Raw genomic sequence first — 12,561 nt, forward strand, 5'->3', positions numbered from 1 at the left:
TCCTATCAATTAAAATCTATAAAATGAAAAAAAATATTATTTATTTAGGGTTCGTACTGCTTTCAGCATCTGCGACATTCAATTCCTGTATGCAGGATAATGATTCCTCTGTCACGGAACCAACAAGATATACAAGCAATGATGTAAAATCCTATGCCGATCTTTTTAAAGTATTCTGGACGGTAATGGATCAGCGGTATAATTATTTTTACGAACAGAAAGGAAAAGATGGGATGGATTGGAATGCCATCTATAAAGAATATTATCCGAAATTTGCTGCTTTAAAATCCTATAATAGAATTGGTGTAAGCGATGCTGAATTGCAAGCGGATGCTGAAAAAGCAAGTGTATATTTTACCGAAATCGTAAATCCAATTATAGACAGACATTTTTATGTTAAGATAAATGTGCCTTTTTCAAATTCCGGTATAACCAATACGTATACATTTTATGGTGGGATGAAAGAAGCTAGAGCTAATATTTATCCGTTTGGTGCAAAGTACGGATATATGAAAGATAGACTGAATGATGCAGAGTCTCGGACTTATAACTATTCAGATGGTGGAAGTATGACATATCTTATGGGGAGCCTAAAGTCTAATCCTGACATTTACTATTTTTCATATAGTAGCTTTTTACTGGCAAGGTCTCTTAAAATTGATCTTGCTGATAAATATTTAAGCCCAGGTCCGGGAAATTCGCTTGTTCTTACCCCTGCAGCTATTGAAAACAGTCCACAACTCAATGCAATTGGTGATATTAACAAGAGAAATGAAGTTAAAAACTTTACTATCAATATTTTAAACGAATGGAACTCATTTCCAAATTCAAATGAAATGAAATCTTTCAATAGCCAGATTGGAACGTTTAAAAGTACAGAAGTTTTATCAGATTCGTTTTTAGATTTGATCCAACAGTTACTCACTAAGTCTAAGAATCTTGTAAAATATAATAGTACAACTACTTACTCTTCCGTGTTAAATAGTGAAACCCTTCCTTATATCCAATGGTTTATGCAGGAGATGGATAATCATGTGAAATATGGATATAATTTGAGCCAGTTCCAGACTGCGGCAGACAAAATATTAACTAGTGCCCCTTTTTATAAAAAGTTTCTGAATCCTTTGCACAAAGGAGATATTAAGAAAGTGATTATTGATTTAAGAGGTAACGGTGGTGGTAATATTGTTGATGCCCGTTTTTTCACAGACAGGTTTATTACTAAAAGCACTGTTGCATTTTATCAGAGAACAAAAGAAGGAAACGGACAATTTAATTATACTCCGTGGGTTCCGGTACAGGCACAGTCTCATATGTTTGGAATTCCCGGGAATATTCCGGTTGCTGTTTTAACGGATAAAGGAAGTGCAAGCATGTCAGAAATGTCTACATTGATGTTCAAAAGTCAGGGAACCCATGCTATTTCTATTGGAGATTACAGTGCTGGAGCTACTGCAGGCTTGGGAGGATCAGATGATTTTAACGGAGGTACCCGGGATAAGGTTGCCGGTGGTATTCTTGAGTTTTATATGCCATTGATGGCCACCAAGACTCTTAATGATGAAGTTATTGAGGGGATTGGCGTAAAGCCGGATATTTATGTGACGCCGCCTTCGGATGCTGAAGTTGCACAAATGACAAGCAGCCCTAAAACATTTACAGACAGGGTAATGGAAGAAGCCATCAAATATCTTTTAACAAAATAGTATGACCTAAAAAGACCCGGCAGAAGCCGGGTCTTTTAGATTGAAATGATTTTATTTTTTGTTCAGAAGCTCCAAAGTATGCTCTACATGTCCGCCGCCTTTCCATTCATCATGCCCCGGAATAATCAGTGTAGCTTTTGAATATTTTGTTTTCAGTTTATTCATAGTCTTAGGCCATTGTTCTACATTGGCTTCTTTGATATTTCCTAAATCAGTAGCGGAAGTACTCTTTACAAGGCAGCCACCGTCCAGAACTTTATATTTTGGAAACCATACCACTACATTGTCGGCAGTATGTCCTTCTCCAAGAAAATCTACTACAAACTCTTCACCACCTATTTTGTAAGGCTTTCCGGTTTTGATAATCTCAGTGGAGGTTGCTTTTCCATCTTTTTTCAGGAATTCATTGGTCTTGGTAGTAGCATATGTTTTAATCCCTTTGTTGTTGAAAAAACTAAGATCTCCTGCACGGTCATCATGAGAATGTGTGGCAAATACGGCAACAACAGGTAAGTTATGACGTTTTTTGATGGTATCCATCAGGCTTTGGTATTGTACTTTTTCCCATGGAACATCAAATAAAACCACCCCTTTTTGGGTGATAAGATATACTGAGTTGGCAGAATATTCTTTACCTCCGAATACGCCGAAAGTCTTGTAAATATATAAGTTGTTTTTAATTGGCGGTTCGATTACAAAATCTTTTACCTGGGCACTTGCAAAAGGGCTCAACAGCATCGAAACAATAAAAAACTGAATGCTTTTTTTCATAAATCTTTAAGGTGATAGTTAAAATTTTGGTACTTATGAGAAAGATGGATCTCAATGGAATATTTTGCAAACCTAGTGAAATTAATTCTCTAAGCTTTTTATGAAAAGAAGTTTAACCGTTTTTTAACAGTTGCGAAAGAGGAGAATGCCCAATGATTTGTATTTTTGGAGCTATTATTGTGAAATTATAAAATACTAGTTATGAGCAAGTTGCAAGTTGTTGAGGTACGAAAATTTTATCTGCAATAAATTGGATCCGACTAAAATATGGTTTTATAATGAGCACTAATACACAAATTTTAAGGCCTATTTGCTAATCCAATTCTTATTTATCTCAGTTTTAATGTATTCGAGGCATAAAAAAAACTGCTTCAAAAATGAAGCAGTTTATAGTAGATTATTTTTTTACCAATATTTTTTCAGTGGCCTTCTTACTGAGGATTTCTTTCTTATCACCAATCTCGATGGTCATCGATTTATCAAAATTTTCAATTTTAATAACTTTCACCTTGGTATTCAGGAGAAGTTTCCGATCATTTAAATAGCTTAAAAAAGCATCATCTGAAAGAGTAACAGAAGCAAAAACAACAGTTTCTCCTTCTTGACAATGGCTTAATTTCTGAAGGTCCTGAGAAATAATGTTCCCATCTTTATCAGGAATAGGTTCTCCATGTGGATCGAATTTAGGATGATCCAGAATTTCATCCATTTTATCAAAAAAGATCTTGGAATGCACATGTTCCAGCTGTTCTGCGATTTCATGGACATTTTCCCAGCCGAAATTCATTTTTTTAACCAGGAACATTTCGGTAAGCCGGTGCTTGCGTACCACCAGAGCAGCTTCACGCTTTCCGTTTTCTGTAACGATCAGAGGTTTGTAGGTCTCATAAATGACCCATTTCTTTTCGGCAAATTTTTTCATCATATTGTTAACGCTCGGCATTTTTACATTCAAAAATTTGCTGAGTTCGTTAATCGTCACCTTTCCTTCATTGTCAACTAAATGAAACAAAGCTTTCAGGTAATTTTCTTCTGTTAGGGTTGTTTTCAAAATGTTAGATGATTTTCACTACAAATCTAACAAAATATTCTTAAAAGATTACTCTTGTTATTTTAACTTTTTTTAATTTTACTCTATGAAATTTTCATTTAAAAACGATTATTCTGAGGGATGTCACCCGAATATTCTACATGCACTTCTGCAATATAATCTTGAACAGCAAGCCGGATATGGCGAAGATGAATACTCCTTAAAAGCTAAGGAATTGATTAAGAAAAGAATAGGAAAAGATAATTCTGATGTTTACCTTGTTTCTGGGGGAACACAGGCAAATCTAATTGTGATTTCTTCTGTTTTAAGGCCTTATCAATGTGCCATTTCAGCGTCTACAGGACATATTCTGAACAATGAAACGGGAGCGATTGAAGCAACAGGACACAAAATATTAAGTATTGAAACCGAAGATGGAAAATTAAGACCATCAGATATTATTCCGGTGTTGGAAAATCATAGGAATGTACCACATCAGGTAATGCCAAAGTTGATTTATATTTCCAATTCTACAGAGCTGGGAACCATTTATCAGGCTAATGAATTGAAAGAACTTTCAGAATTCTGTAAGCAAAACCACCTTTATCTGTTCATGGATGGAGCCAGGCTGGGACATGGGCTAACTTCTGAAATCAGTGATCTTACCCTGGAAAAAGTAGCGGAACTGACGGATATTTTCTATTTGGGAGGAACCAAAAACGGAGCTTTAATTGGAGAGGCGATCGTTATTAATAATCCGGCACTTCAGGAGGATTTTGCATTCAATATTAAACAGAAAGGAGCATTGCTGGCAAAAGGCAGATTATTAGGAATTCAGTTTCTGGAACTGATGAAGGATGACCTGTATTTTGATCTGGCCAAACACGCCAATCAACAGGCTATGAAAATAAAAAATGCATTGCAGGAAAAAGGAGTAAAATTCCTTTCCGATACCTATACCAATCAGATTTTCCCGATTCTAAGCAACGGCCTTATTCAGGTTTTATCGGAGAACTTTGAATTCTTTGTCTGGAAAAAAATAGATGAAGAGTTTTCTGCTATTCGTCTGATTACTTCCTGGAATACAGGAGACGAGGCTGTTAACCGTTTTATTGAAATTATTAAAGAAGAGCTATAGTTTTATTACTTTATACATAAAACTGATCTCATTACAATATTCTATGTGCCTGTATGATAAAAAAAATAATTTTTATGATAGGCACATAGTCTTTATCATACCTACTATTATTCAATACATTCTTCCTGTTCCTCAACAAACTTCCGGTGTTTTCCACCCCATTCATTTAAGGCATCCCATATAGGAATCAGTTCTCTGGCAATTTCTGTAAGTTCATAATCTACTCTTGGCGGGACTTCTGCATATACTGTTCTTTTTACCAGACCTTCTTTTTCAAGTTCCCTTAACTGGAGGGTAAGCATTCTCTCTGTAATTCCTGAAATAGACCTTTTAAGTTCGCTGAAACGCAGCTTTTCATCTTTTAATTTACTCAGAATAAATAGTTTCCATCTTCCGCCAATCTTACATACTGCATAACTCAAATCACATTCCTGAATATATTGCTTGTTGATATTATTCGTTGAACTTTCTTTTATCTTTCCCATTACTTACAAATTTGTTAGTACCATACAATGATATCCGTATAGTGCAAATGTAAGATATGAAAACTAATTTTGCCCATATAAAAGCAGATAAATAACAATAGCGCTAATGTTCACTGCAAAATAATATTAATTTAAAATTACAACAAAATGCAGTTGACACCTAAAATCAATCAGATTTTAAATCATTTGGAAAAAATACAGTCTTTTAATCCTCAAAACCCATTAGATGATACCCGAAAATATCTTGAAGCAATGACTCTGCAGCTCAGCGGGAAAAAAGAAGCTGTGGCTATGATTGAAGAGCTTGATATTCCGATGGCTGATCATCAGATTCTGGTTAGAATGTATCGTCCTAAAGGGAAAGCCGTTCAAAAATCCTCTGCAATAATTTATATACATGGTGGATGGTTTATTGCCGGTGGCTATGAAACACATGATGCAGTTGTGCGTAAACTAGCTAATAAAACAGAGTCTGTTGTGATTTTCATCGATTATCGTCTTGCTCCGGAACATCCGTTTCCTGCAGGCCTGAATGATTGCCTTGACGCTGTACGATGGGTTATAGAAAATGCAGAATCATTAGGAATTGATCGGGATCAAATAGGAATCATAGGGGACAGTGCCGGCGGAGGCTTATCCACAGCTGTTTCTACCCAAATAGGAGAACTTTTTAAGTTTCAGGTGCTGATCTATCCGGCAGTAGATAATCAACTTAATACCAAAACCTGGGAAACCTATGAAAACGGACCGGTACTGAATAAACAGGGAGGAATAGATGCCTGGAACTGGTATCTTCCCAAAGAGGAAGCCCATAACCCGCTTGCTGTTCCTATTTTAATTAAAGATTTTAAAAATACACCTCCAACTCTTATTATCATCGCTGAACATGATCCTTTGGCAGACGATGCAAAACATCTTACGATGAATATGGAGAATGCCGGAATGTCTGTTAAATCAATTTTTTATAAAGATATGGTTCATGGATTTATGCATATGGGAGAGGTTTTGGATGAAACACAATCAGCCATTGGTGAAATGGCGGACTTTGCTCGACAATATTTGGGATAAACCTTTCAATAAAGAACCATGAAAAAGTATGCTTATATTGGATCCTTAGGGTTTATTGCAGTTATTACTACAGAATTTGGAATCATTGGAATTCTTCCGCAGGTTGCAGAGTATTATAAAATCAGCATAGATGAGGCAGGTTATCTTTTAAGTGCTTTTGCTCTGGTCATTGCTCTTACAGGTCCTTTTATGACTTTGTTTACTTCGGGTATTGACCGGAAAAAAATAATGACTGCTGCTATCCTTATGTTTCTGTTCACAGGGATTGTCTCTTCCTTTTCACCATCTTTCTGGCTACTGATGATAGTAAGAATTCTTCCTGCATTTTTACAGCCGGTCTATATTGCAACAGCATTGTCTGTAGCAGTATCCGGAAGTGAGAGCACCAATAAGAATGAGCTGATGAGTATTGTTTTCAGTGGGGTAGCCATTGCAATGGTTACTACTGTTCCTTTTGCAACATGGGTTTCCGGACTTTATTCGTGGGAGTATTCGTTTATGATCCAGGCTGCAATAAGCTTGATCGCTTTGCTTATCATTCATTTTTTTCTGCCGCCTATGCCTGTGAGTGAGAAAAAATCATTTGGAAGCCAAGTCAGTATATTGAAACAGCCACCGTTTATCCTGAGTACTCTTACCAATTTCTTTATGATTACAGCCTGGTTTTCCACTTATAGCTATTTTGCAGATTATCTGGGTAAAGCGAAAGGAATGGATACTGCAATGGTAAGTTATATGCTTTTTTTGTTTGGGGCTGTTGGAATTATAGCGAATAGAGTAGCAGGTAAAATGCTTAATAAAAATGTAACTGCCACATTAGCATTCTTTCTTTCCGGAACGGTATTGATTCCCATATTACTTTCTGTTTCTGATGAGAATGCATTAGCTACGGTCATTGTTATAGGAATCTGGGGATTTCTTTATTCACCAAGCTTCCTGAATGCTTCTACCTATATGATCTCTGCAGCGCCTGACTCATTGGAATTTGCGAACAGCCTGGCTACTTCATTCGGTAATCTGGGGGTTACTTTGGGAACTACTATTGGAGGTTGGATTATTATCACTCAGGGAGTAGAATATACACCATGGATAGGCTTTGTTTTCGGAATTCTTGCATTCCTTATGATGATAATGAGAAATGTATTTGAAAAAGGGGAAAAGTTTTTTTCAGGGTCTGTAAAACAAATGTAACAATTTTTGTTACATTAAAATAATTCCGTATCTTTGATCTATCAAATTTAAATTAAATACAATGAAAATAGAAATCTGGTCGGATGTTATGTGTCCGTTTTGCTATATCGGGAAAAATAATTTTGAACAGGCATTGGAAAAATTGCCATTTAAAGATGAAGTAGAAGTAGAGTGGAAAAGCTTTCAGCTAGATCCAACCTTAGATGCTCATAAAACTCAGGATACCATCCAGTATTTCAGAGAGAAAAAAGGAGTTGCTGAAGCTCAGGCTACACAGATGCTGGCTCAGGTGGCTCAAATGGGAAAAGGAGCAGGGATCAATTTTGATTTTGGAAAGACTTTAATCATCAATACTTTCAGCGCGCACAGGCTTCTTCATTTAGCTAAGAAGTACAACAAGTCCAATGAAATGGAAGAAGCATTGTTTATCGCTCATTTTATTGAAGCTAAAAATGTAGGTGATCCGGAAGTTCTGATTTCGCTTGCTGAAAACTTAGGGATTGATAAAGAAGAAGCCAGAGAAGCAGTTACTACCGATCAATTGGATTACGAGGTAAATCAGGATATTATGGAAGCAAGAAACAATGGAGTTTCAGGAGTTCCTTTCTTTGTTCTGAACGGAAAATATGCAGTTTCAGGAGCACAACCTGTAGAAGTATTTGAAAATGCATTGCAACAGACTTATAAAGAAACAGTAAGTCCTTTCAAAGATCTCTCCGGAGACAGCGGAGCTTCCTGTGATGCTGACGGATGCAGTATTTAATCATATAAACCCCAAGCTAAAATAGCTTGGGGTTTTATTTTAATTATACTATTTCAAAAACATCAGAATAAGTATTAAAATAACCAACATTTCTAAAATCCACCAAAACTCTCGTATCTTTGTAAAACAGTATAAATCTATATTCTTTAATGATAACAATTAATAATGAAATTCATTATCCCATCGCAGACACACTTTTTGTTTTTGCACTGGATTCTGAAGCAGGAACAGTATTTGACGGGAAAAATAAATTAATAACTGGAATAGGAAAGGTAAATGCAGCTATAGAGCTTACCAAAGAAATTCAAACCAGAAAGCCTAAATTAATTGTAAATCTGGGTTCTGCCGGAAGCAAAGGATTTCATAAAGGAGAGGTGGTTTGCTGTACAAAATTTATCCAGAGGGATATGGATGTAAGAGGTCTTGGATTTAAAATGTATGAAACTCCATTATCCGGAGTTCCGCCTGTGTTAGAGTACGGCCTGAAGATGGATAGTTTGAAGGAAGGAATCTGTGGTAGTGGTGACAGTTTTGAAATGAATCATTCTGAAACTGATTATAATATTGTAGATATGGAGGCCTATCCTTTAGCATTAATTGCACAAAAAGAGAATATTCCGTTTCTATGTTTAAAATACATTTCTGATGATGCGGGGAGTGATGCTGCTGATGACTGGAGCGTACAGGTACATTTGGCTTCTGAAGCATTTAAAAAAATATTATTTTCATAAAATCTATTCAAAAAATGGCATCAATAATCATCAACAAAGCTTCTGCCGAAGATACAGATTGTATACAGAAGCTGGGAATTCAGACTTTTACTGAAACCTTTGCTGAAGACAATACCGAAGAAGCCATGGAAAAATACCTAAGAGAAAGCTTCAATACAGAAAAGGTAAGATCTGAACTGAACAATCCGGACTCCCATTTCTATATTGCCTGGGAAGAAGACAATCCGGTTGGCTATCTGAAAGTCAATTGCAGTAAAGCACAGACTGAATTACAGGATGAAACCAGTCTTGAAATTGAAAGAATCTATGTAAAGAAAAGCCACCATGGTCAAAAAGTAGGCCAGCTTCTTTATGATCAGGCATTGAAAACTGCTCAGCACCTCAATAAATCATATCTGTGGCTAGGTGTTTGGGAAGAAAACCTGAGAGCTTTAAACTTTTATAGGAAGAACGGGTTTGTTGAATTTGATAAGCATACCTTCAGGCTTGGTGACGAGGAGCAGACCGATCTGATGATGAAGAAAATATTGGATTAAATTTTCCTGCACTTTAAATTTGTATCAATATTATTAAACACTTTCCATCTAGGTATAATTCAAAAGTTATTTCTTTGATATGATGAACAATTCAGAATTCTTAAAAGAAATTAATACCTATTATCCTCTATCAGAGAAGACTACAGCAGCTCTGATGGATATCTGCAGTGAAGAACATTTTCAAAAAAACGAACTTCTTCTGGAATCCGGAAATATGGCCAGATATTATTACTTTATAAAATCCGGTTTAATAGGATATTATATGACTGATGAAGCAGGAAGTTCTATTTATAAGATCTTTTTTGAAGAAAACAGTTTTGTAGCTTCTACCGCTGCCATCATCAAAAACGTACCCAGTGATTTCAGTATCATTGCTCTTGAAGATTGCTCAGTCATTAAATATCCGGTTAAAACGTATCGGGAATTATTGGAACAATATCATGATCTTGCCCTTTTTCATATCAGGTATCTGGAGAAAAACTGGGTGGTAAAAAAGGAGCCTCTTGAAGTTTCTTTAAAATTTGAAACCGCAAAACAACGGTATTTATTATTGCTCGAAAATAAATCCCTGTACAACAGGCTTAAACAGCATCATATAGCATCATATTTAGGGATTACCCCAACTCAGCTCAGCCGTATAAAAAAGGAAATCAACAGATAATATTATCGTTTTCCAAATTCCATGTTTATATTTTAAACAAAACTATTTATTTGTAAAATAATTTTTCGTAATACAATTTTTTGCATGGTATATTTTATTATTTTTACATTAAATCCCTTTATAGGGAAATAATTAAATTAATAAAACCAAAACCATGAAATTAGGTCATACTTATTTTTATCATCCGGAATATGCTGAAACCAATGAGTTTGTTATCAAGCAATTTGAACAGCAAAATGTATCTATGCAAAAGATTCAGAATGTATTGGGGCGAAGCAATCGGTATATTGTAACTGAAGACTCTGAAGAGACAACATTGTCTATGGCGATACATGCAGCAAAAGGAGTACTCAGAGAAAGTAATACTTCCGCTTTGGATATTGATATGATTGTATTTGTAACAAGCACTTCAGAGCATCTCATTCCTTGTGATGCTATCAAGATTCATCATGCATTACAAGGCAAGGCCAATACGCTGTGTTATGACATCAATGCCAATTGTATTGGAGCCTTTGTGGCTTTGGACCAAATTACAAAATATCTATCCGTATCCGATACTGCCCAAAAAGCATTGATAATATGTTCTGAAAAATTATCTGGTATTGTGGATTCTGAGAACCCTGTAACGGCATTTTGCTTTTCGGATTCTTCTTTTGCCTTTATTGTAGAAAAAGATGACTCTTCTTCAGGGTTAATGGATGTTCTCTACCATACAGACAGTAGTATCTGCAATACGGTACTGTTTCCTCCTAACGGATATTCTTGTTACCACCCTAATGAAGTCACTTTATGGGATAAGAGCTTCGATGGAAGTGGCAGTGTCAACTTTGCACTGAATGATATGAACAGTTTTTTAGAACGCAATCATCTGAGCATTGAAAAAATCGACTTGTTTTTATTTTCTCAATTTTCATTAAGAAATATTAATATTATTAGTGACCATTTTAATTTACCTCCGGAAAAGGTTCCGTTTTATTCAAGAGAAGTAGGATATACAGGTTCTTCAAGTCCTTTACTGGCACTACATCAATACCGGAAGAATGTAAGAAAGCTGCAAAAGGGGGAAAATATTCTCATCTGGACACTTGGGGCAGGCTATCAGGCAGGCTTAATGCTTTGGAAATACTGATGCTCATAAATGCTTAAAGAAATAAATTAACAAAAGCGTCAACAAATGTTGACGCTTTTCCTTTTTTTCCGGTGCAACTTTGCGATGTCATAAGATTATGGAACCATTGATTATTTAAGTAAAAGATCTTAAATTTATATACGATGTATTTTCATGATCTGCTCATCATTAATTAAATTTAAAAAGTATGAAAAAGTTAATCAGCATTGTTGTTTTAAGTGTTTTTGCACAGTTTTCAGCACAGAAGGTCATTCATCAGGAAGTTTTCAGTCCTAAAATGAATAAAAAGATCAAAACCATTATTATTACTCCGAATTTACAACCCAATACAACGTATCCATCCGTATATATTCTTCATGGTTTCAGCGGAAATCCGGACAGGATCATTAAAGAGGATATTCCGGATATCGTTAAGAAAGCTCAGGAGTATAAAACCATTTACGTTTTGCCTGATGGGAATTACAGTTCATGGTATGTAGACAGCCCGGTTGTTAAAGATTCCCAATACCAAACCTTTATTGGAAAAGAACTTGTTGAATTTATTGATAAGAACTATCCGGTAAAAACGGAGAAAAAGTTCAGAGGTATCCTGGGATGGAGCATGGGTGGCTATGGTGCCACAAATATTGGCGTTACCTATAACAAAACATTTGGAATTGTGGGAAGTTCATGTGGAGCTTTAGACTTTAATGTATTTGGGGAAGGGTATAATAAATATATGGTGAATAAGGTACTTGGTCCTTTAGAATCAATAAATCCCAACTTCCTTACAGACAGCAAGATCAAATTAATGGAAACAGCCGGACAACGTTATATTTTCGACTGTGGAACTGAGGATGTTCAGATGATCGGACAAAACAGAAAATTTCATACCAAGCTTACAGAACAGAAAATCCAGCATCTTTATACAGAATCCTTAGGTGCTCATGATACTCAATATTGGAGCCGTTCACTTTCTGAGCAGCTCACTCTGTTTGACAAATATTTCAAATAGTACAGGTCATTAAAATTTTACCATAAAATCCTTTTTAAGCATTGCCTTAAAAAGGATTTTTTCGTTGTTAACGAGCTTAGATTATCCAAAATTCATTACTCTTTAGATTATCAATTAAAAAGTTAGAGTTATTGTGATTTATTTCTATCTTTGTTTTTAATTATTCCAAATAAGAATAAATTAAAAAACTAATGAAACATTTTCTTGCAAAGCCTTGCTTCAACCTATTGATTTCCTTCAATATAAACTCAATAAAGACAAGTGTTAACTCCACTTATTCGTTTTAAAACACTTATAAAACCTATATGAATAACTCCTTTATTCTTCCACATCAAACAGCAGGTAGGATGATGCCCCT

Annotated in this window: 13 protein-coding genes; 10 read left to right on the forward strand and 3 right to left on the reverse strand. The window is 35.5% G+C overall.

All coding sequences use genetic code 11. The features are described from left to right. Positions 1 to 23 precede the first annotated feature (23 nt). Positions 24 to 1,706, forward strand: coding sequence for a S41 family peptidase (locus DRF65_RS14475; protein ID WP_115971472.1), 1,683 nt, complete (start codon positions 24 to 26; stop codon positions 1,704 to 1,706). 51 nt (positions 1,707 to 1,757) lie between these two features. Here DRF65_RS14475 and blaIND read toward each other — a convergent pair whose 3' ends face one another. Both blaIND and DRF65_RS14485 read right to left on the reverse strand, forming a co-directional pair. Beyond that, positions 1,758 to 2,477, reverse strand: coding sequence for an IND family subclass B1 metallo-beta-lactamase (blaIND, locus tag DRF65_RS14480; RefSeq protein ID WP_115971473.1), 720 nt, complete (start codon positions 2,475 to 2,477; stop codon positions 1,758 to 1,760). Positions 2,478 to 2,874: 397 nt separating this feature from the next. Further along, positions 2,875 to 3,528 (reverse strand): metal-dependent transcriptional regulator, encoded by a 654-nt coding sequence (locus DRF65_RS14485; RefSeq protein ID WP_115971474.1) that lies wholly within the window; start codon positions 3,526 to 3,528, stop codon positions 2,875 to 2,877. 85 nt (positions 3,529 to 3,613) lie between these two features. On the opposite strand from DRF65_RS14485, the gene DRF65_RS14490 reads away from it, so the two are divergent. Then, complete coding sequence (locus DRF65_RS14490; protein ID WP_115971475.1) at positions 3,614 to 4,645, forward strand: threonine aldolase family protein; 1,032 nt, start codon at positions 3,614 to 3,616, stop codon at positions 4,643 to 4,645. Between the two features lie 107 nt (positions 4,646 to 4,752). Here the strand turns inward: DRF65_RS14490 and DRF65_RS14495 are convergent, their stop codons facing one another. Next, entirely contained in the window at positions 4,753 to 5,130 is a 378-nt protein-coding gene (locus DRF65_RS14495) for a winged helix-turn-helix transcriptional regulator (protein WP_115971476.1), read from the reverse strand. Between the two features lie 147 nt (positions 5,131 to 5,277). Here DRF65_RS14495 and DRF65_RS14500 point away from each other — a divergent pair, with 147 nt between their 5' ends. From DRF65_RS14500 to DRF65_RS14535, 8 genes are all read left to right on the forward strand, one after another. After that, complete coding sequence (locus tag DRF65_RS14500; RefSeq protein ID WP_115971477.1) at positions 5,278 to 6,198, forward strand: alpha/beta hydrolase; 921 nt, start codon at positions 5,278 to 5,280, stop codon at positions 6,196 to 6,198. Between the two features lie 18 nt (positions 6,199 to 6,216). Then, entirely contained in the window at positions 6,217 to 7,389 is a 1,173-nt protein-coding gene (locus tag DRF65_RS14505) for an MFS transporter (protein WP_115971478.1), read from the forward strand. A 61-nt stretch (positions 7,390 to 7,450) separates the two neighbouring features. Further along, positions 7,451 to 8,152: a DsbA family oxidoreductase gene (locus tag DRF65_RS14510; protein WP_115971479.1), complete on the forward strand. Its 702-nt coding sequence runs from the start codon at positions 7,451 to 7,453 to the stop codon at positions 8,150 to 8,152. Positions 8,153 to 8,301: 149 nt separating this feature from the next. Further along, entirely contained in the window at positions 8,302 to 8,883 is a 582-nt protein-coding gene (locus DRF65_RS14515; protein ID WP_115971480.1) for a 5'-methylthioadenosine/S-adenosylhomocysteine nucleosidase family protein, read from the forward strand. A 14-nt stretch (positions 8,884 to 8,897) separates the two neighbouring features. Further along, the gene (locus tag DRF65_RS14520) at positions 8,898 to 9,419 is read left to right on the forward strand and encodes a GNAT family N-acetyltransferase (RefSeq protein WP_115971481.1); all 522 of its coding nucleotides are present in this window, start codon (positions 8,898 to 8,900) and stop codon (positions 9,417 to 9,419) included. Between the two features lie 82 nt (positions 9,420 to 9,501). Further along, positions 9,502 to 10,080, forward strand: a complete 579-nt coding sequence (locus tag DRF65_RS14525) for a Crp/Fnr family transcriptional regulator (RefSeq protein WP_115971482.1) — start codon at positions 9,502 to 9,504, stop codon at positions 10,078 to 10,080. A gap of 154 nt (positions 10,081 to 10,234) precedes the next feature. Next, positions 10,235 to 11,209 (forward strand): 3-oxoacyl-[acyl-carrier-protein] synthase III C-terminal domain-containing protein, encoded by a 975-nt coding sequence (locus DRF65_RS14530; RefSeq protein ID WP_115971483.1) that lies wholly within the window; start codon positions 10,235 to 10,237, stop codon positions 11,207 to 11,209. A 187-nt stretch (positions 11,210 to 11,396) separates the two neighbouring features. After that, positions 11,397 to 12,203, forward strand: coding sequence for an alpha/beta hydrolase (locus DRF65_RS14535; RefSeq protein ID WP_115971484.1), 807 nt, complete (start codon positions 11,397 to 11,399; stop codon positions 12,201 to 12,203). Positions 12,204 to 12,561 lie beyond the last annotated feature (358 nt).

This window comes from Chryseobacterium pennae (genome assembly GCF_003385515.1).
In the GTDB taxonomy this organism is placed as follows: domain Bacteria; phylum Bacteroidota; class Bacteroidia; order Flavobacteriales; family Weeksellaceae; genus Chryseobacterium; species Chryseobacterium pennae.

Excerpts from the sequence above, each read along its gene's own strand:
- DRF65_RS14520 (WP_115971481.1), top strand. The coding sequence starts at position 8,898 with ATGGCATCAATAATCATCAACAAAGCTTCTGCCGAAGATACAGATTGT.
- DRF65_RS14495 (WP_115971476.1), bottom strand. The coding sequence starts at position 5,130 with ATGGGAAAGATAAAAGAAAGTTCAACGAATAATATCAACAAGCAATAT.
- DRF65_RS14505 (WP_115971478.1), top strand. The coding sequence starts at position 6,217 with ATGAAAAAGTATGCTTATATTGGATCCTTAGGGTTTATTGCAGTTATT.
- DRF65_RS14500 (WP_115971477.1), top strand. The coding sequence starts at position 5,278 with ATGCAGTTGACACCTAAAATCAATCAGATTTTAAATCATTTGGAAAAA.
- DRF65_RS14510 (WP_115971479.1), top strand. The coding sequence starts at position 7,451 with ATGAAAATAGAAATCTGGTCGGATGTTATGTGTCCGTTTTGCTATATC.
- blaIND (WP_115971473.1), bottom strand. The coding sequence starts at position 2,477 with ATGAAAAAAAGCATTCAGTTTTTTATTGTTTCGATGCTGTTGAGCCCT.
- DRF65_RS14490 (WP_115971475.1), top strand. The coding sequence starts at position 3,614 with ATGAAATTTTCATTTAAAAACGATTATTCTGAGGGATGTCACCCGAAT.
- DRF65_RS14525 (WP_115971482.1), top strand. The coding sequence starts at position 9,502 with ATGAACAATTCAGAATTCTTAAAAGAAATTAATACCTATTATCCTCTA.
- DRF65_RS14515 (WP_115971480.1), top strand. The coding sequence starts at position 8,302 with ATGATAACAATTAATAATGAAATTCATTATCCCATCGCAGACACACTT.
- DRF65_RS14530 (WP_115971483.1), top strand. The coding sequence starts at position 10,235 with ATGAAATTAGGTCATACTTATTTTTATCATCCGGAATATGCTGAAACC.
- DRF65_RS14535 (WP_115971484.1), top strand. The coding sequence starts at position 11,397 with ATGAAAAAGTTAATCAGCATTGTTGTTTTAAGTGTTTTTGCACAGTTT.
- DRF65_RS14475 (WP_115971472.1), top strand. The coding sequence starts at position 24 with ATGAAAAAAAATATTATTTATTTAGGGTTCGTACTGCTTTCAGCATCT.